The organism is Bacillus sp. FJAT-44742, from assembly GCF_002797315.1.
Taxonomy (GTDB): domain Bacteria; phylum Bacillota; class Bacilli; order Bacillales; family Marinococcaceae; genus Thalassorhabdus; species Thalassorhabdus alkalitolerans.
Genome location: NZ_KZ454936.1, coordinates 3,219,033 through 3,238,067, shown reverse-complemented (window position 1 = coordinate 3,238,067; position 19,035 = coordinate 3,219,033). Strand labels below are relative to the sequence as shown.

General features: G+C 45.2%; 16 protein-coding genes and 1 pseudogene. 14 read left to right on the top strand and 3 right to left on the bottom strand.

Going from position 1 to position 19,035, the window contains the following annotated elements; all coding sequences use genetic code 11:
• Positions 1–26 precede the first annotated feature (26 nt).
• A complete protein-coding gene (locus CEF17_RS15915) occupies positions 27–1,688 on the top strand; it encodes an ATP-binding protein (protein ID WP_100400396.1) in 1,662 nt (553 codons plus the stop codon).
• Complete coding sequence (locus CEF17_RS15910) at positions 1,685–3,160, top strand: sigma-54-dependent transcriptional regulator (RefSeq protein WP_100400395.1); 1,476 nt, start codon at positions 1,685–1,687, stop codon at positions 3,158–3,160. Before CEF17_RS15915 ends, CEF17_RS15910 begins: the two co-directional genes overlap by 4 nt.
• A gap of 263 nt (positions 3,161–3,423) precedes the next feature.
• Here CEF17_RS15910 and CEF17_RS15905 read toward each other — a convergent pair.
• The 3 genes and pseudogenes from CEF17_RS15905 to CEF17_RS15895 all read right to left on the bottom strand — a co-directional run bounded on the left by CEF17_RS15905 (position 3,424) and on the right by CEF17_RS15895 (position 6,919).
• Positions 3,424–4,077 (bottom strand): annotated as a pseudogene (locus CEF17_RS15905) (carboxymuconolactone decarboxylase family protein).
• A 61-nt stretch (positions 4,078–4,138) separates the two neighbouring features.
• Entirely contained in the window at positions 4,139–5,659 is a 1,521-nt protein-coding gene (adh, locus tag CEF17_RS15900) for an aldehyde dehydrogenase (RefSeq protein WP_100400394.1), read from the bottom strand.
• Positions 5,660–5,725: 66 nt separating this feature from the next.
• Positions 5,726–6,919 carry an iron-containing alcohol dehydrogenase gene (locus CEF17_RS15895; RefSeq protein ID WP_100400393.1) on the bottom strand — a complete coding sequence of 398 codons (1,194 nt, stop codon included), beginning with the start codon at positions 6,917–6,919 and terminating at the stop codon, positions 5,726–5,728.
• A gap of 330 nt (positions 6,920–7,249) precedes the next feature.
• On the opposite strand from CEF17_RS15895, the gene CEF17_RS15890 reads away from it, so the two are divergent.
• The 12 genes from CEF17_RS15890 to atpB all read left to right on the top strand — a co-directional run bounded on the left by CEF17_RS15890 (position 7,250) and on the right by atpB (position 19,030).
• Positions 7,250–7,795: a manganese efflux pump MntP gene (locus CEF17_RS15890; RefSeq protein ID WP_100400392.1), complete on the top strand. Its 546-nt coding sequence runs from the start codon at positions 7,250–7,252 to the stop codon at positions 7,793–7,795.
• Positions 7,796–8,020: 225 nt separating this feature from the next.
• On the top strand, positions 8,021–8,458 hold the full coding sequence (locus CEF17_RS15885) for a low molecular weight protein arginine phosphatase (RefSeq protein WP_054637070.1): 438 nt from the start codon (positions 8,021–8,023) through the stop codon (positions 8,456–8,458).
• 14 nt (positions 8,459–8,472) lie between these two features.
• On the top strand, positions 8,473–9,765 hold the full coding sequence (locus CEF17_RS15880) for a methyl-accepting chemotaxis protein (protein ID WP_100400391.1): 1,293 nt from the start codon (positions 8,473–8,475) through the stop codon (positions 9,763–9,765).
• Between the two features lie 78 nt (positions 9,766–9,843).
• The gene (gene rpiB, locus CEF17_RS15875; protein ID WP_100400390.1) at positions 9,844–10,281 is read left to right on the top strand and encodes a ribose 5-phosphate isomerase B; all 438 of its coding nucleotides are present in this window, start codon (positions 9,844–9,846) and stop codon (positions 10,279–10,281) included.
• Positions 10,282–10,414: 133 nt separating this feature from the next.
• On the top strand, positions 10,415–10,987 hold the full coding sequence (locus CEF17_RS15870; RefSeq protein ID WP_442857461.1) for a TIGR01440 family protein: 573 nt from the start codon (positions 10,415–10,417) through the stop codon (positions 10,985–10,987).
• Positions 10,988–11,130: 143 nt separating this feature from the next.
• A complete protein-coding gene (gene glyA / locus CEF17_RS15865) occupies positions 11,131–12,372 on the top strand; it encodes a serine hydroxymethyltransferase (protein WP_100400389.1) in 1,242 nt (413 codons plus the stop codon).
• A gap of 346 nt (positions 12,373–12,718) precedes the next feature.
• On the top strand, positions 12,719–13,348 hold the full coding sequence (upp, locus tag CEF17_RS15855) for a uracil phosphoribosyltransferase (protein ID WP_100400387.1): 630 nt from the start codon (positions 12,719–12,721) through the stop codon (positions 13,346–13,348).
• A gap of 48 nt (positions 13,349–13,396) precedes the next feature.
• Complete coding sequence (gene wecB, locus CEF17_RS15850; protein ID WP_100400386.1) at positions 13,397–14,545, top strand: non-hydrolyzing UDP-N-acetylglucosamine 2-epimerase; 1,149 nt, start codon at positions 13,397–13,399, stop codon at positions 14,543–14,545.
• A gap of 313 nt (positions 14,546–14,858) precedes the next feature.
• A complete protein-coding gene (locus tag CEF17_RS15845; RefSeq protein ID WP_100400385.1) occupies positions 14,859–17,135 on the top strand; it encodes a S8 family serine peptidase in 2,277 nt (758 codons plus the stop codon).
• A gap of 481 nt (positions 17,136–17,616) precedes the next feature.
• Complete coding sequence (locus CEF17_RS15840; protein ID WP_054637090.1) at positions 17,617–17,850, top strand: AtpZ/AtpI family protein; 234 nt, start codon at positions 17,617–17,619, stop codon at positions 17,848–17,850.
• Positions 17,847–18,224: an ATP synthase subunit I gene (locus CEF17_RS15835; RefSeq protein ID WP_100400384.1), complete on the top strand. Its 378-nt coding sequence runs from the start codon at positions 17,847–17,849 to the stop codon at positions 18,222–18,224. Before CEF17_RS15840 ends, CEF17_RS15835 begins: the two co-directional genes overlap by 4 nt.
• A gap of 77 nt (positions 18,225–18,301) precedes the next feature.
• The gene (gene atpB, locus CEF17_RS15830) at positions 18,302–19,030 is read left to right on the top strand and encodes a F0F1 ATP synthase subunit A (RefSeq protein WP_054637074.1); all 729 of its coding nucleotides are present in this window, start codon (positions 18,302–18,304) and stop codon (positions 19,028–19,030) included.
• Positions 19,031–19,035: the final 5 nt, after the last annotated feature.

Here is a 19,035-nt window from a genome sequence, read left to right as displayed (position 1 = left end):
AAAGCAGCTTAGAAGGAGAGAGAGCTATGGAGAATAAGCAGACGATGATTGAGCACCTGACAGGCGTCAAATCTTCGAAAATGAATTATTATACCGAGCTGAAAAAAACAATTCAGGAGCTGGAAAAAAAGAATATTAACCTTGAAATTATGAATGAAAGTCTTAAAAGCTTTAACGTCAACATGGATATTGACGACATGTTAAAAAACGTCCTGGAAAAATTGCAAAGGGTGTACTCGGTTTCAAGGATCAGTCTCAGTCTTCTTGAAGAAGGAGAGTTAATCCTGACAAATGTTTATCCCCTTGACTCCAAGTTTCTTCAGGTAGGCTCAAAGCTTCCATCCGATGAATCTCTTTACTGGGAGGCTACCTATCAAAAGAGGGCCACCTTGTACTCGTTCCCTTTGAAAAAGGAGGAGGTTCCATATATCGAGCGGCACACCTTTGAAAAGCTGGGTATGGAAAGTGTCCTCGCTCTTCCTCTTTTAAGTAAAGAGCGTGTCCTTGGGGTGTTGAGCCTTGGAAGCAAGGAATTTGCAGCCTACAGTGAGGATGATCTTTCCTTTTTTCAGCAATTTGCCGATCAGCTTGCTGTCTGCATAGAGAATTCACGTCTTTACAATGCGGTTCTCCAGGGAAAAAAAGAATGGGAGTCCACCTTTAATGCCGTAGAAGATATGCTGTTTCTAATTAGTGAAGAGGAAAAAATTCTGCGATTTAACCAGGCTGTGTTGAACTTTTTTAAAGTGAAACCTGGTGAAATTATCGGAAGACACTACGCTGACATTCTGTTTCGCCATCCAAAGAGCAAAGGAGAAGAGCTTGATTTCAGCCAGTCCCAGCATGCCCGACTCGTTTTGGAGGAAAATCGAATTTGCGAGATGAATACGTATCCCGTTATCACCGATGATAACCAGCTTCACGGCATTCTTTTATATATAAAAGACGTAACAAAGCGAACACATATTGAAGCTCAGCTCATGCAGTCGGGCAAGCTTGCCGCGATCGGGGAAATGGCTGCGGGAGTTGCTCATGAGCTGAACAGTCCTCTCACCGCCATTCTTGGCAATGCCCAGCTCCTTTTACGCCAGGCCGATCAAAAAGACATAAGCTATGAGCTGTTAACAGACATTCGAAACTGCGGAGACCGCTGCAAGCATATCATTAGAAACTTACTGACATTCTCCAGGCAGGATGAGTACATGTTTCAGGAGTGCTCCTTGAACCAGGCTGTAGAGCAGGTACTGAGCTTAGTAAAATATCAAATTGAACGTCAGCATATACAGGTGACGGTTACCCTTGCTTCTGAGCTGCCTGCGTTTAACGGAAGCATGCAGCAAATTGAGCAGACGATCATCAACCTTTTATTAAACGCCAAGGATGTCCTTTTAGAAGAAGAGAAAGAAGAGAAGTGTATCTTGATTGAAACAAAAGCGATTTTCAAAGAAGGAGAGGAGTGGGTGGAATTAACAGTGTCCGATAACGGCAAAGGAATCCCTCCTCGGCTGCAAACGGAAATCTTTCATCCTTTTTATACGACAAAAGAAACAGATAAAGGAACAGGGCTGGGGTTATCCGTAAGCCTTGGAATTGCAAAGGCCCATGGCGGCATGCTGACTGTAACGAGTGAAGAAGGAAAAGGGAGTTGTTTTACCCTGCTGCTGCCGGCTAAAAGGAGGCACACATGAAGAATATCCTGATTATTGATGATGAACGTGAAATCTGCACTTTTTTATCTCATTTGCTTACATTAAAAACGTATCATGTGACTACAGGGTTAAATGGAACCGACTTTTACAAACACATAAAGGAAAAACAGTTTGATCTCGCCATTTTGGATGTTCGTCTTCCTGATGCTGATGGACTGACACTGTTAAGAGAGTTAAAGCGGGAACAGCCCTCCTGCAAAACATTGATTATGACGGGCTTCAGCACTGTCAAAACAGCTGTAGATGCCATCAAGGCAGGAGCCAATGATTTTGTTGAAAAGCCCTTTGATGATATCGATAAGCTTGAGGAGCAAATAGATGGCTTGCTTGAAAATGGAACAAATCAAATGGAAAAGCATGTGCAAGCCATTGCTGATCAGGCAGGCTTTTTTCTGGGATCCTCTGAGGCCATGAGTTACCTTGCGGCCTTTGCCTATAAAATAGCCCAAAAACAGCTTAGCGTGTTGATAGAAGGAGAAACCGGAAGCGGCAAAGAGGTGCTTGCCAGGTTTATTCATATGGCAAGTCATCGCAGAAAGGAAAGGTTTATTGGGGTAAATTGCGGGGCTCTCTCTGAGCAGCTTTTGGAAAGTGAATTATTCGGCCATGAAAAGGGAGCATTTACCGGAGCCGTGGAAACCAGGAGAGGGCTCTTTGAGCTTGCAAGTCAGGGGACTCTTTTTCTGGATGAAATCGCCGAAGCTTCTCCCCAAACTCAGGTGAAACTTCTTCGGGTGCTTGAAGCAAGAGAGTATTACCCGGTAGGAAGTGAAAAAGTAAAACGAACCAATGCAAGAATTCTGGCCGCAAGTCACCAGGATTTGCAGGAAGCAGTCAAAGAAAAAGCCTTTCGTGAAGACCTTCTCTACCGGCTGAATGTAGTCAAGCTTACGATCCCTCCTCTACGTGAACGGGTGGATGATCTTGATGAGCTCACAGCTTTTTTAGTCAGTCAAAGCGAACGTCCTGACATGACATTCAGCAGCGAAGCCATGTCGAGAATGAAGAAGTACCACTGGCCCGGGAATATCCGTGAGCTGTCTAATGTCATTTCCCGGGCAATTGCCCTTGCAGACGAAGAGACCACAATGATTCCTGTTTCTCTTCTGCCTCATACCTTTCACGCATCTCCAGCAGAAAAGGAAGCCGGTGCCGCTGTGGAGATACCTCAAAAGAAGGAAAGCAGCAGCCACTCCACTGCTGAGTTTGAACGCTACCTTAAAGAATGGACAAGTCATGTACTTTCCTTATGGCATCAGGAGGAACCGCCTCCTCTGGATGAGGTATTAGATAAGGTGAAGGAGCTTGAGCAGGTTACCGGGCAGTCATTTGTAGAGAAAACTCTTCAGCAGACGTATGGAAATCGACGGGAAGCGGCCAGGCAGCTGGACATTACGATGAGAAAGATTCGTTATATATTAAATGAAAAAGGGACTCCATCTTCTGGATAGACCAACGGAAGCATGAATCCTTGGGAGGCTACTGAATATATATTGCAATGTTACCAGGTTGATCTTGAACTAGGCTCGATGTGTTGAACATCTGCTTGAGTTAGTTTCCGAACGTAGGCCTATTGCTTAAATCAGATATCATCACTGTAAGGAAGGAGCCAAGAGACGCTCTCCCAAAGAAAAAGAGGACCGGCAGTGAAAAGCAGCTGCGTTCTGCTTGGCCTCAGTCCTCTGTGTCCCATATGTGATTGTGACTATGCTGGTTACGAATCAAAAGAATTTAAAGCATTCACTCCGTGAGCCAGGGCTGACCCCGCTTTTAACGCGGTAGCGACCATGATCACCTCTGCTACTTCCTCTTTAATTGCACCGGCTTTTCTGGCACCTTCAATGTGAACCTAAATGCAGTACGGGCATCCTGTGGTATGGGCGACCGCCACAGCAATCAGCTCTTTTTCTTTTACAGTAAGCGCCCCTTCCTTCAAGGCTTTTTGGTCAAAATCAATAAAGGAAGCAAAGCTCTCTCCACTCAAATCTGAAAACTCTTTCATCCGTGCAAAATATTCTTTTTTGTAAAGGGAGCCGTCGGATTCTCCGTCATAGGCATTAAGAGCATTTACACCGTGAGCAGCGGCTGAGCCGGCTTTAAGAGCCGTGGCTACAAAAATCGCTTCGCTCATTTCCTCTTTGGTGCCTCCGGCTTCTTTGAGGTTTCCGACATGAACCTCAATGCAGTACGGGCATCCGGTTGTATGAGCAACAGCCACCGCTGTTAACTCTTTAAGCTTAACGGAAAGAATACCATTTTCCATGACGCTTTGGTCAAATTGGATAAAGGCTTGAAAGGACTCTGGTGAAAGTTGTGAAAACTCAAGAATTCGGGAAAAATAAGATTGATCATACAATGCTTCCGTCATAGAATCACCCCGGAATATAGATAGTTTTTTCGAAACAGAAGGATTGCGTGACTAGTACATGTTAAAAGAATCCAAGAGCGTCTTTACTATAGCTTACGAGTAAATTTTTCGTTTGCTGGTAGTGGCTTAGCATCATCAAATGATTTTCCCTCCCGATTCCCGACATTTTGTAGCCGCCGAATGCTGCATGGGCAGGGTAGTCGTGATAGCAGTTCGTCCATACACGGCCAGCCTCAATTTCTCTGCCAAAACGGTAAGAGGTATGGAAATCTCTTGTCCATACACCTGCCCCCAGCCCATAAAGGGTATCATTTGCAATCGATAAGGCTTCCTGATCGTCTTTAAAGGTCGTTACAGATAAGACAGGTCCGAAAATTTCTTCCTGAAAAATACGCATCCTGTTATTTCCCTCAAAAATGGTTGGCTGAATGTAATAGCCATCCTTTAACTCACCGTTCAATTCATTTCTTCCCCCGCCGGTAAGGAGCGTCGCTCCTTCTTGTTTACCAATATCTATATAAGAAAGAATCTTTTCCACTTGTTCTGTTGATGCCTGGGCACCCATCATCGTATTTGGATCAAGTGGATTTCCTGTCTGTATTTCTTTTACACGCTTGAGCGCGCGTTCCATAAAGTCGTCATATATCGATTCATGAATTAAGGCGCGAGAAGGGCAAGTACACACTTCTCCCTGATTTAACGCAAACATAACCATGCCTTCAATGGCTTTATTTAAAAAGGCATCATCCTTTTCCATTACGTCTTCAAAGAAGATATTTGGGGATTTTCCCCCAAGCTCAAGTGTCACAGGGATAATATTTGCTGAAGCATATTGCATGATCAATCGTCCCGTGGTTGTTTCTCCGGTAAAGGCGATTTTATTAATTCTTTTATTTGAAGCAAGAGGCTTTCCCGCTTCGACGCCAAATCCATTTACTACATTTAATACTCCCGGAGGCAGAAGATCCTGAATAAGCTCAAGAATAACCATAAGAGAAGCAGGGGTCTGTTCTGCCGGCTTTAAAACAATGCAGTTTCCGGCAGCCAAAGCAGGCGCCACTTTCCATGTTGCCATAAGGAGAGGGAAGTTCCAGGGAATAATCTGCCCGACCACACCGAGAGGCTCATGAAAATGGTAAGCGACTGTGTCGTTGTTAATTTGGCTGAGGGACCCTTCCTGAGCGCGAATGACTCCGGCAAAATAACGAAAATGGTCAACAGCTAAAGGCAAATCTGCGTTTAACGTTTCACGCACCGCTTTCCCATTGTCCCAGGTTTCAGCTACCGCAAGCTTTTCAAGATTTTCTTCCATCCTGTCAGCGATTCTCTGGAGAAGAAGAGACCGTTCGCCTGCTGATGTTTTTCCCCAGCTTTCCTTTGCTTTGTGAGCTGCATCTAACGCTTTCTCTATGTCCTCAGAAGTAGAACGGGCGACCTGGCAAAAGGTCTGCCCGGTGACTGGAGTATACACATCAAAGTAGTTTCCATTTACAGGGGGTGTCCACTCGCCTCCAATGAAATTATCATATCTTGCTTTAAAGGATACGAGGGCATCTTTTTCTCCTGGCTTTGAATAAATCATAAGTGGACCTCCTTTTTTATAGAAAACCCGGCCTGTAGCTTCCTACCGCCGGGTGTCCTGTTTGTTTTACAATGTCTGCGCTTTTTCGGCCGGCTTTCTGTTATAGGAAGCAGCCACGATTTGTTTTATATCTTCTAAGGTGGCTTTTCGAGGATTGGTTAAGGCGCATGCATCATTCATCGCGTGGATGGCAAGGGTTTCAATATCCTCTTCTTTGGCTCCCATTTCAGCGAAGCCATCTGGGATCCCTACGTCCTTACACAGCGTTTCAATCGCTTCAATCGCTTTTTCTGCAGCAGCACGCTTGGACAGCCCTTCAATGTTTTCACCGAGAGCTTCGGCAATGTCAGCAAAGCGCTCAGGCTTGGACATTAAGTTAAAGCGCTCGACGTGGGGAAGAAGGATCGCATTACACACGCCATGAGGGAAGTTATAAATGCCTCCGAACTGGTGGGCGATCGCGTGCACATAGCCAAGGGATGCATTGTTAAAGGCCATACCAGCAAGGAACTGAGCATATGACATCTGGTTTCTCGCTTCAATATCTTCGCCGTTTGCTACCGCGGCGCGTAAGTACTTGCTGACAAGACGCATCGTTTGCAGAGCGCATGCATCGGTGATAGGAGTAGCATCAGTAGAAACATAGGCCTCCACCGCATGAGTAAGGGCGTCTATTCCTGTAGCTGCAGTAAGTCCTGCCGGCTTTTTCACTGTTAAAATAGGATCATTTATCGAAATTTTTGGCGTCGTATGTTTATCAACGATCGCCATTTTTACTTTTCGCTCTGTATCTGTGATGATGCAGAAGCGGGTCATTTCACTGGCTGTTCCAGAAGTTGTATTGATAGCTACAAGAGGAGGGAGCGGGTTAGTGGATTGATCCACACCTTCATAATCGTGAATTCTTCCTCCATTAGAAGCAACAAGGCCGATGCCTTTCGCGCAGTCGTGAGAGCTTCCCCCGCCAAGAGAGACGATCGAGTCGCATCCTGAAGACTCATACACCTCAAGACCTGCTGCCACATTGAGATCCGTAGGATTTGGTTCGGAACCAGGGAAGATTTCAACATCAACACCGGCGGCTTTAATGATGTTGGCCACATCGTCTGCCACACCCATGTTATAAAGTCCTTCATCCGTTACAATGAGAGATTTTTTCATTCCGAGGTTCTTGATTCTTTCCCCGGCTTCATTCACTGCTCCTACTCCCATTAAGTTGACACTTGGAATAAAGAATCCATACACCTTTTCTTCTACCATTTGATCTCCTCCTCATATAAATCAAAGTTTCACCCCTTTTTCTTGCAAAGAGCATGCCAACTTTCTTTAAAAAAGGAAAAATAGTTTGGTAAGCGCTGTGATTGTAGTCGTTTACCTTGATTGAGGAAGAAAAGAGCTGAGTCATTTTTTAATAGAGAGGCCGAGGATGTGGCTGTGACAGGCCGAAATTTCGGCTCAATCAAGCCAGAGGTTTGGAGGAACGTTTATTTTTGAGACCAGTTTCTCGCAGTACTTATGTCTTAAAAAGCCTGTCTATTCCCATCCCCTCCTGCATAGGGTTATAAAAGCAGATTTGGGGGAGGGGACGGCATGGAAGAATGGATAGTACTGGGCATTATCGCTGTCGCTCTTGGCATGGATGCCTTTTCTATGTCGCTTGCAATGGGAATGAACGGAATCAAAGTAAGGGAAAGGCCGAAAATTGCAAGCACAATCGGAATGTTTCATATATTGATGCCTTTAGCCGGGATTGCCGGCGGCAAATGGATTGCCTCTTCTTTTGAACAGCTGGCTCTTTGGGTGGGAGGAGGGCTTTTAATTTTAATCGGTCTGCATATGATCTGGGCTGGGATCGGGTCCAGCAGCGAAAATAACTCCATTACACCAAGAGGACTTGGGCTGTTGCTGTTTGCCTTGCTTGTAAGCCTGGATTCATTTTCGGTAGGTATTACTCTTGGCATTGTAGGAGCAAAGATTGTAGCGGTCCTTCTTCTTTTTGGCCTTACGAGTGCTGTAGCAACGTGGGTAGGTTTATTTTTAGGCACTCATGCCAAAGGGGTGGTCGGTTCTTACGGCGAAATGCTTGGCGGAGGAATACTCCTTGCTTTTGGTGTAAAGCTTCTTTTACCTCTGTAAAAAAAGATGATAGTGACGGGACGCTCTTTTAGATTTGTGGTCTACATAAGGAGCACAATTCGACATGTAGAGAATAAAGGGTTGAACTTTTGGTGATTCAGTAAGGCTGCTGCTTATCTTGAGGGAGTAACGAATTTTTTGCCGGCTTGCCTATTGCTTCGTATTGAATTATGAATGTTTGTGCTAAAATAATAGAAAAAATGCAGGAAAAGAAAGGGTGCCATCATGAAAAAAATATTGTTTGTTTGCACAGGAAACACGTGCCGGAGCCCGATGGCAGAAGCTTTAATGAAGAAAAAAGCTGGGGAGCAAGTCGAAATAAAATCAGCAGGGGTTCATGCTTTTCCCGGCATGGGAGCCTCTGAAGGGACAACCTCTGTCCTAAATGAAAGAGAGATCCCGCTAAACCATTCTGCCCGACTTGTCGATAGAGAACTAGTAGAGTGGGCAGATTTAATTTTAACAATGACGAAAAGTCATTTTCAGCTTCTGGCTGCAAAGTTTCCGGCCGCTGCAGAGAAAGCTTTTACGATTAAGGAATTTGCTAATGATGAAAATCACGGGGATATTAGCGATCCGATAGGCGGCACGATAGAAGATTACCGGAACACAGCCAGAGAACTGGATGCCCTTCTAGATAAAGTAATACAAAAACTTGACTAGAAAAGGTGGGGGCTATGGGGGGACAGAAGTATGTTTTTAGTATTCGGAAAAAGCTGGTCCTGGGAATCAGCATAGTATCACTAATCACGTACGGGACAAGTGGATTTTTTATCTTTTTTCTCGTGGATGTGATTTCTGAAGCCTGGGGAGTGACCGGTGATTCCTTTATTGTTCTAACACTTGTTTTAGGCTGTTTGTGGAGTATTCTGCTGGCATTCTTGGCAGCTCCGTTCATTACAAAGCCTTTGGCAAGGCTGGAAGCTGCTGCACGAACAGCAGCAGGGGGAAACATTCAGGAAAATGTGGCTGTAACCAAATCGGATGATGAGCTAAGAGCATTAGGCCTTGCTTATAATGAAATGCTTGGCAGTCTGAGAGCCATGGTTCATGATATTGAAACAAATTTTCAGGAAACGAGCCAGAAAGTGGCTGATATTACACTTGCTTCAGAGACGGCATCGAACCGGGCAGCCGGGATTGCCGGCACCATTGATGAAATCTCAGCAGGAGCTGAAAGCTCAGCCTATGCGATCCAAAACACTGCCGACTCTATGGAGGATATCACTAGAATTGCGGAAGAAGTACATAGTAAGGCTGAGTCATCCAAAGAGTCTACGAGAAAAATGGTCGATACCCTGAAGAAAAGCCGGAGTGTAACTGATTCGTTAGTAGGCGGGATTAAGCAAATGGAAAGAGATAATCAAGATTCTCTGCTAGCCGTTGAAGCGCTGGACAAGCAGGCTGGAAAAGTAGAAGAGATTATTTCTCTTGTAGGTGACATTGCCGGCCAGACAAACTTACTCGCTTTAAATGCATCCATTGAAGCAGCAAGGGCCGGTGAACAGGGCAGAGGATTTGCAGTAGTAGCCGAAGAAGTGAGAAAGCTTGCAGACGAAAGCTCTTCAGCTGTCCAAAGTGTATCTGAAGTCATTAAGAACATCCAAGGTGAAGTACAGAATGTGGTCTTTAAAATTAAAGACCAGGTACTGGCGGCTCAGCAAGAGTCCAAAAAAGGAACCGAAACACACCAGGCGATCGGGGAAATGGAAGCATCAGTCGAGGTGGTTGTACAAGCCGTTGATCATATTACAGAATTAATTGATAGGCAGCTGAAGGCCATCCAGGGTACCTCCCAGGAAACGCAGGAGGTTGCCGCCATTGCAGAAGAAACGTCCGCAGGAGCACTCGAAGTGTCTTCGGCTACAGAAGAACAGACACAAGTTATGGAGAAATGTACAGAGAAAGCTCAGGAGCTCTCTGAACAAGCAAAAAAATTGAAGCTCACCATCGATAAATTTACAATATAAATACATGGTGCAATTCATCTCCATAAAGGATATCCTGTATAGGAAAGGGTATCATGAACAACAAGGAGGATTTATTCCATGAAAGTAGCAATTGGCGCCGACCACGGCGGCTATCATTTAAAAGAAGAAATCAAAGGTCTGCTTGATGAGTTAAATATAAGCTTTGAGGATGTCGGCTGTGACTGTACTGACTCTGTGGATTACCCTGATTACGCTTCACCAGTAGCTGAAAAGGTGGCAAGCGGAGAAGCAGACAGAGGCATTCTTATTTGCGGGACAGGCATTGGCATGTCCATTGCTGCCAATAAAGTAAAAGGGATCCGCTGTGCGCTGGTTCATGATTTGTTTAGTGCTAAAGCAACGAGAGCTCATAATGACAGCAACGTTCTTGCTATGGGTGAGCGCGTGATTGGACCGGGCCTTGCACTTGAAATCGCCAAAGTGTGGCTGACGACTGATTATGAAGGCGGACGCCATGCGAACCGTGTTCAAAAGATTACAAATCTTGAAGGCTAAGAGAACAACTGGTTGAAAAGCAACGGGCACGGAGAAAATTCCTGGCGTTCCAGGCTGCGTATGTGGCTGTGCGTTGAAAATAAGAAAATGGGTCCCTTCTCTTATGGATATTCCCTAAGAGGAGGGATTGTTTATAAGGGGTGAAAACGTGAATATCCAAACGGAGATAAGAGAAAGCTTGTCTACGGCACTGCAGGAATTAAGTGATGTCGTCACCCTGAATGATCGCCATATCTTTTTGATTGGTGCCAGTACAAGTGAAGTCCTTGGTAAAAGAATCGGTTCAGCGGGTTCAGAGGAAGCTGCGGAGGAAATATTCAGCGTCTTGCAGGAATTTCAGGAAAAAACGGGTGTGCATCTGGCCTTTCAGGGCTGTGAGCACATTAACCGGGCACTGGTTATTGAAAGCCGTACCGCAGAAAGGTTCTCACTGGAAGAAGTGACAGTCGTGCCTCACGCGAAGGCCGGCGGGGCGATGGCTTCCTATGCTTACCAGCAATTCAGGGATCCGGTAGTCACTGAATTTGTGAAGGCAGACGCGGGCATAGATATAGGTGACACATTGATTGGAATGCATTTAAAACACGTAGCCATACCGGTGCGAAGCTCTATTAAGGAAATTGGAGCCGCACACCTGACTATGGCGAAAACCCGCCCCAAACTTATCGGCGGTTCAAGAGCTCGTTATCCCATAGTAGAAAAATAACTGAATTCTTAATATTTTTTTATAAAAATCAAATAAAATACGTTTTTAAAAGAAAATAACGTGTTACAATAGGTCTTGGTATATAATATGACAGTAAATAACGAACATATTCAAGTAAGGGAACGAAAGGGGACACCATTTTCATGGAGAACGTAAAAAAGCAAGATCCAAAGGTATTTGAAGCGATTCAAGCAGAGCTTGGCCGCCAGCGTGACAAAATCGAACTAATTGCTTCAGAGAACTTTGTAAGCGAAGCGGTGATGGAAGCACAGGGCTCTGTTCTTACGAATAAGTATGCAGAAGGATACCCTGGCCGCCGGTATTATGGCGGATGTGAATACGTAGACGTAGCTGAAGATATTGCCCGTGACCGTGCAAAGGAATTATTTGGGGCAGAGCATGTCAACGTCCAGCCTCATTCAGGTGCCCAGGCTAACATGGCCGTATACTTTACGATCCTTGAGCCAGGAGACACTGTACTTGGAATGAATCTTTCCCACGGCGGCCACTTGACACACGGAAGCCCGGTTAACTTCAGTGGGGTACAGTACAACTTTGTGGAATACGGAGTGACTGAAGACGAGCAGCGTATTGACTATGATGACGTACTTGCTATTGCAAAAGAGAGCAAGCCAAAGCTCATCGTTGCCGGAGCAAGTGCCTACCCGCGTGAAATTGATTTTGCAAAGTTCCGCGAAATCGCTGATGAAGTAGGAGCTTACTTAATGGTCGACATGGCTCATATTGCTGGATTAGTCGCAACAGGAGACCACCCAAGCCCAGTTCCTCATGCTCACTTTGTAACGACAACGACTCATAAGACACTTCGCGGGCCTCGCGGCGGTATGGTTCTTTGCAACGAAGAATTTGCAAAGAAAATAGACAAATCGGTATTCCCTGGCTTGCAGGGCGGCCCCCTTATGCACGTGATTGCAGCAAAAGCAGTAGCTTTTGGAGAAGCTCTTCAGGATGACTTCAAAACCTACGGCCAAAATATCATTAAGAATGCGAAGAAGCTCGGTGAAGCTCTTGTAGAAGGCGGAGTGGATCTCGTTTCCGGCGGCACCGACAACCACTTGCTTTTATTGGACTTGCGCAAGCTTGGCATCACTGGAAAAGTAGCGGAGAAAGCTCTTGATGAAGTCGGCTTAACGACAAACAAAAATGCGATTCCTTACGATCCGGAAAGCCCGTTTGTAACAAGCGGTATCCGTATTGGGACGGCAGCTGTAACCTCCCGCGGATTCGGAGAAAAAGAAATGGAAGAAGTAGGCGCCATCATGGCCCTAACTCTTAAAAACCATGACAATGAGGAAAAACTCCAAGAAGCCAAAGACCGCGTCAAAGCATTAACAGAGCAGTTCCCAATGTACGAAAACCTGTAAAAAAGGTGTATGAGAAAGCAGAAGCCAAAGCAGGCTTCTGCTTTTTTTCGCGATTCTTGCCTTTTTTTTCGGTGCCTGGCACCCTGCCATTCTGTAATATTCCTGTAACATTCCACCTTTTATCCAGCCAGGGTGAGAGGAGAAGTGCAGTGCAGCGGGGAAGCGACCGAAGTGGAAGAGGCCAATTTGCAGGCTGCATGAAAAGACCAACAAGAAAACTGACAAATATTTTCAGAATCATAACGCTTTTTAACATCTCTTGAAGGAAGAGCTCTTTTTCTGTAGAATCTTCAAAGAATATATAATCTGGCACGTAAGCTTTTAAGAAAAAGGAGCGCATGCATTCATGGGTAAAGTACATGTTTTAGATCATCCGTTGATCCAACATAAACTAACATTCATTCGAGACGTAAAAACAGGCACGAAAGAATTTCGCGAGCTCGTAGACGAAGTAGCAGCTTTAATGGCTTTTGAAATCACAAGAAATCTTCAATTGCAGGAAGTGACAGTGGAGACTCCAGTCGGTCCCGCTCAGTCATACACCCTTGCAGGGAAAAAGCTTGGCCTTGTTCCCATTCTTCGTGCAGGACTTGGAATGGTAGATGGAATTCTTGATTTAATACCGGCTGCTAAAGTAGGGCATGTTGGACTTTATCGTGACCCTGAAACTCTCCAGCCTGTTGAATACTACGTGAAACTCCCTAGCGACGTGGAAGAGCGTGAGTTTATCGTTATTGATCCAATGCTGGCTACCGGCGGTTCAGCAGCTGAAGCCATTAACAGTATCAAAAAACGGGGAGCCACCAACATTAAGCTCATGTGTTTAATTGCTGCTCCAGAAGGTGTAGAAGTGGTTCAGGAAGCACATCCTGACGTGGAAATTTACCTGGGGGCTCTTGACCAGAAGCTAAACGAAAAAGGCTACATTGTCCCTGGTCTCGGTGATGCCGGCGACCGTCTTTTTGGAACGAAGTAACATTCATCTATTAGGTACGGCAGACCAATGAACCAAGGAGCGGCGAACGTGGGAAAAAAGATTAAAGTCATGACTGTTTTTGGAACAAGACCTGAAGCCATTAAAATGGCACCTCTTGTTTTAGAGCTGAAAAAATACTCAGAAGAGATTGAGCCGATTGTAACGGTAACGGGGCAGCACCGAGAAATGCTTGACCAGGTGCTGGAGGTTTTTGATATAAAACCAGACTACGACCTGCAAATCATGCAGGCCAGACAGACACTGGCAGGCGTGACGACAAGAGCTCTTGAAGGTCTGGATGATGTCATCAAAAAAGTGGAGCCGGACGTGGTCCTTGTTCATGGGGATACGACTACCACTTTTGCGGCTGGTCTGGCAGCTTATTATAATCAAGTTGCTGTCGGTCACGTAGAAGCTGGTCTGCGAACGTGGGACAAGTACTCGCCTTTTCCTGAAGAAATGAATCGTCAGCTGACAGGCGTCATGGCCGATCTTCACTTTGCTCCTACAGAAAAGGCTGAAAAGAATCTATTAGATGAAAATAAAAAGTCTGAACATGTATATGTTACAGGGAATACAGCAATTGACGCCCTGAAAACAACCGTTTCTGAGGACTACCAGCATGAAGCTCTTGATAAATTGGGTGATGATCGTCTTATTTTAATGACTGCTCACCGCAGAGAAAATCTGGGCGATCCTATGCGGGGGATGTTTAGAGCAATCAAGCGCATTGTGACAGAGCATGAAGACGTACAGGTCATTTATCCGGTTCACTTAAACCCTGCAGTTCGTGAAGCAGCAGACGACATTTTAGGGAATAATCCCCGCATTCACCTGATTGAACCTTTGGGAGTGCTCGATTTCCATAACTTCGCATCAAGGGCAGAGATCATTTTAACGGATTCAGGGGGCATTCAGGAAGAAGCTCCTTCCCTGGGGAAGCCTGTGCTCGTACTTCGAAACACAACAGAGCGACCAGAAGGAATTGAAGCTGGAACCTTGAAGCTTGCCGGAACAGATGAAGAACGGATCTACAGCCTTACAAAAGAGCTGTTAACTGACCGCAACACTTATGAAGGAATGGCAAAGGCATCTAACCCCTATGGCGATGGTGAAGCTTCACGAAGAATTACCGAGGCAATTCTCCATTACTTTGGGAAGAAAGAAGATAAGCCGGATACCTTTCGGCCGTTATAAAAAACTGGTTCATTCAATATTGAGTGAGCCAGTTTTTTTGTGCTGCAACTATTTGTCATCCACCAACAGACTTGCCGTATGTGGTGCCAAGCACCGGAGAGAGACTGTAACACAAAAACTCCTGGAACCTTTGTCGGGAGAGGAGAGCGTCAGTTTGAAATGTTACAAGAGGCTGGGGTGCCAGGCACCCAAAAATGCACTCAAAAACCCCTAAAAATGCACCCCAATATACCCCCCAAACAAGGACCCCGCTTATGAATATTTTTTTCTTGTTTTTGAAAAGATAAGCAAAAAAAGAGGGAGGAGCGCATAAGTGGGTAAACACAAATTGATGATAGTCCTCCAGCTTATTATAATATTCAATTTTGTATGGTCCCCGTTGACAATCTATGATGCCTACGCCGTAGATGACAGGACCACCGTTATAATCTCAGTGGAAAACAGTGAAGACCTGGATGCAGTTAAAGACAGGATTGAGAAGCAGTTGCCGGACACGGAAGTAGGGCAAAGCTACAAAAATGCATTTTATGGTCTGTCCGTTTCTCTTTTTGAAAAAGATATTCCACGTCTAGAATCTATAGAGGGCGTAAAAAACAGCCACCAGGCGGTCGCCTATGAAGCTTCTCTCAACGAAAGCATTCGCTTTATTGGAGCCGAGGATATTAGAAATAAGCTTGATGAAAATGGAGTTCGTCTCACAGGAAAAGGTGTGAAAGTAGGTGTCATTGATACAGGCATCGACTATAATCATCCGGATCTTCAAAAAAACTATAAACAAGGATATGATCTCGTAGATGATGATGAGGATCCTATGGAGACTAAATCCAGGAAGGGGAAGGGAACTCTTCATGGAACACATGTGTCGGGTATTATCGCAGCTAACGGGACAGTACGGGGAGTAGCGCCGGAAGCCGACCTTTACGTATACCGTGCCCTGGGCCCTGGTGGGCATGGTTCAACGGAGCAGATCCTTGCAGCAATAGAAAAAGCCATGGAAGACAAAGTGGACGTTTTAAATCTTTCACTTGGCAGTCCTATAAATGGACCGGACTGGCCGACTAGTGAAGCATTGGATAAGGCGACAGAAGCGGGGATTGTAACCGTCACCTCAAATGGAAACAGCGGACCAGATATGTGGAGCGTAGGTTCTCCAGGAACGAGTGAGAAGGCAATATCGGTCGGTGCTTCCATGCCTCCCTTGAAAATCCCTGTGCTTACTTTGTTTTCGCAAAATGACCGTTCCATTCCTATCTTATCTATTCAAGGGAGTCTGCCGTGGACCTTCCAAAGGGATCTTCCTTTAGTGGAAGGGGGCCTTGGCCTTGAAGATGATTTAACATCTGTAAGGGGGAAGGCGGTTCTAATAGAAAGAGGCGGTATTTCAATTAGCGCAAAAATAAAAAATGCAGAAAAAGCGGGAGCCACAGCTGTTCTGATTTATAACAATGTTTCCGGTCCATTTGCAGCCGGGACAGAACAAGCATCCAACATTCCTGCGATCAGTATTTCCAAGGAAGACGGAGAGTTTTTATCCAAAGCAATAAAAGAAGATCAGGCTGCAAAAGAATCCGCAGCTACAGTGATCCGTACAACTTTTGAAGAAGAAGTGGATCACATGGCACTATTCAGCTCACGGGGGCCAGTTACGCAATCATGGGATATTAAACCGGATGTAGTGGCTCCAGGAGTGGAAATAGACAGCACTGTACCAAATGGCTATCTTGCACTAAACGGCACTAGCATGGCTGCTCCTCACGTAGCTGGTGCCGCAGCTCTTTTAAAACAGGCTCATCCTGACTGGTCACCTCTTCAGATTAAAGCAGCCTTGATGAATACCGCAGTGGCGTTAAAAGATAACGAAGACCATCGATATCCTCCCTTTGTGCAAGGAGCTGGGAGAATAGACATACCAAAAGCGGTGGAAGCTGACACATTAGTACATCCAGGAGCTTTGTCCTTTGGCGTATGGGAGTCAGCCCAGCCTGAAGAGAAACAAAAGCAGAAGGTGACCATTGAAAATCATACAGACCGCAAGAGGACCTACACCTTTTCTGCACCTTCAGGTCTTGGAGTGGGATTGCGGTGGCGCCTGCCGATGCCTGTTATTTTAGAGCCAGGTGAGAAAAAGGAAGTGACGGTTGAACTTGATATTAATCCGGAGCTTGCCTCTTACGAACGCCTTGACGGAGAGCTTTTGATAGAGGGAGGGAAGGAAACCATTCACCTGCCGTTTCTCCTCTTTGTTAATGAACCGAATTATCCGAGAGTCAGTGCTTTTCAACTAGAACCAGAACCAGAAAAAAAAGGCTTCAAATATGAAGTGTACTTGCCAGGAGGGGCAGAGGAGCTGGAAATTGCCCTGTATGACCCGGACACGGCAGCCTACGTTGGCACCCTTGATAAAAGTAAGAATATCAATAAGGGACTATTCGAAAAGGTCATCCCCTTTAATGATCTCCCTGTGGAAAACGGACTGTATATGGCTGTGATCTTTGCAAGACATAAAGACCAGGAAGATGTGTATGAAACACTTATCTTGTTAGATGAAAACGAAATCCTCTTTTCCGACGAAAAAGAGGAGGTACAGTAGATGGCCGGAGGTCTCCAGAAGACCTCCGGCTTTTTTTGCAGGGTGCCTGGCACCTCACCGGTAATGTAATATAAAAATACAAATAATCCTGTCAAAAAAGGATAACAGGATGTCAAATATTACAAAACGACAGAGGTGCCAGGCACCAAAAATTATTGTGAAAAATGTCACGCAATTGACACATTAAATAAAATTGGGGAAACCCTTGATTTAACAGTTTTTTTCTTATTTAACGACATTGACAGATGTTTTTCCCTATTGTACGATGACTAAGGGTATATGAGAGGGTTTACATACAAATCTCTTTAGCTGGTTCAATGAAGCATTATGTGGAATGAAAATCAGTTCTACCCGCAAGGTAAATTCTTAAAGTGCCTGTATTATGCAAAAGCCTGGAAACAGGTGTGTCCTTCGACTTTGTAGGATTGTGCACAAGCAGGAAGGTGCTTTTTCACCTATATTACCGTGTATGGGGGCTGGCATGAGCAATCAAAAGAAACCTCCACAAGACTTTCGGGCCATCGCGCTGATGAGTTCTGTCTTATCTTATCTTGTAGGGCCTCTCCTCGTTGGAATTTTCGGAGGAAGGTGGCTTGATGGCTTGTTGGGCACAGAGCCTCTCTTTTTAGTGTTAGGCATCCTTGGCGGTCTTGGGGCAGGAGTGTACGGACTAGTCCGTCTGCTCGGGCATTACCTGGGAGACGATGATGAATGAAAGATTTTAGCCTAATGATCAAACAGTACACTCAGTACACCCTCTATCTGACCGCATTATATGTGCTTGGCTGGGGATTCACTCCTTATGAGACGCTTTTTCTTAGCCTGAGTTTAGGAGCTTTATTCAGCTTGTACATGCTTTGGAGCATGTACCGTAAGATAACGAAGCTTAATGAAGCAATCGACAAGGGGAAGAAGTTTTTTACAATAGGAACAGTCTCGCGCCTGGCGCTTGCAGGTTTGCTTGCACTCTTAGCAATACGTTATCCTGACACATTCCACATTGTTGGACTTGTTGTCGGTTTGATGACACCTTATATTTTGATTCTTGTCCATGCCTTATTGCAAATCAGACGCTTATCAAAGCAGTAAGCGGTGAAAAAGGGCCAAGCACTAAGAACAAGAATGCTCTAGGCAACAGCAAATTACAGGGAAAGAGGTGAGAACTCGTGGATCACGGTGCACCCATTGTGGAAGGGCTATTTGGTATTGGATGGCTCTCAGTCAACCTTTCAAACATCATGATGATCACAGTGACAGCTATTATTGTGGCATTAATAGGTATCTTCAGCGCAAGAAGTATTCAGATGAAACCAACTGGATTACAAAATGTGTTCGAATGGATCATCGACTTCGTAAGAAACATCATCAACAGTACAATGGACTGGAAGAAAGGTGAAAGATTCTTCGGTCTGGGGATTACTTTATTTCTATTCATTTTCGTAGCAAACATGCTGGGGATCCCATTTATGATCGTAGCTGAACCAGGTCATGAGGTTTGGTGGAAATCTCCAACAGCCGATCCAGTTATTACATTAACCTTTGCGGTCTTTGTAATTGTACTGACCCACTATTACGGTATTAAGATGAAGGGATTCAAAGCATATGGAGCAGATTATTTCAAACCTGTGCCATTCTTATTCCCGCTCAAGCTTGTCGAGGAAGTAGCTAACACCTTGACGCTTGGAATGCGTTTGTTTGGTAACCTTTACGCAAAAGAAATCTTGCTTGCTCTTCTCGCAGGTTTGGGAGGAAGCGGCCTGGTCGGGGCGATGGTTGGTGTAGCTCCAATGGTAGCCTGGCAGGCATTCAGTATTTTCATCGGGGCAATCCAGGCATTTATTTTCTTAATGCTGACAATGGTTTACATGGCCCATAAAGTTGAAGAAGATCACTAGTCATT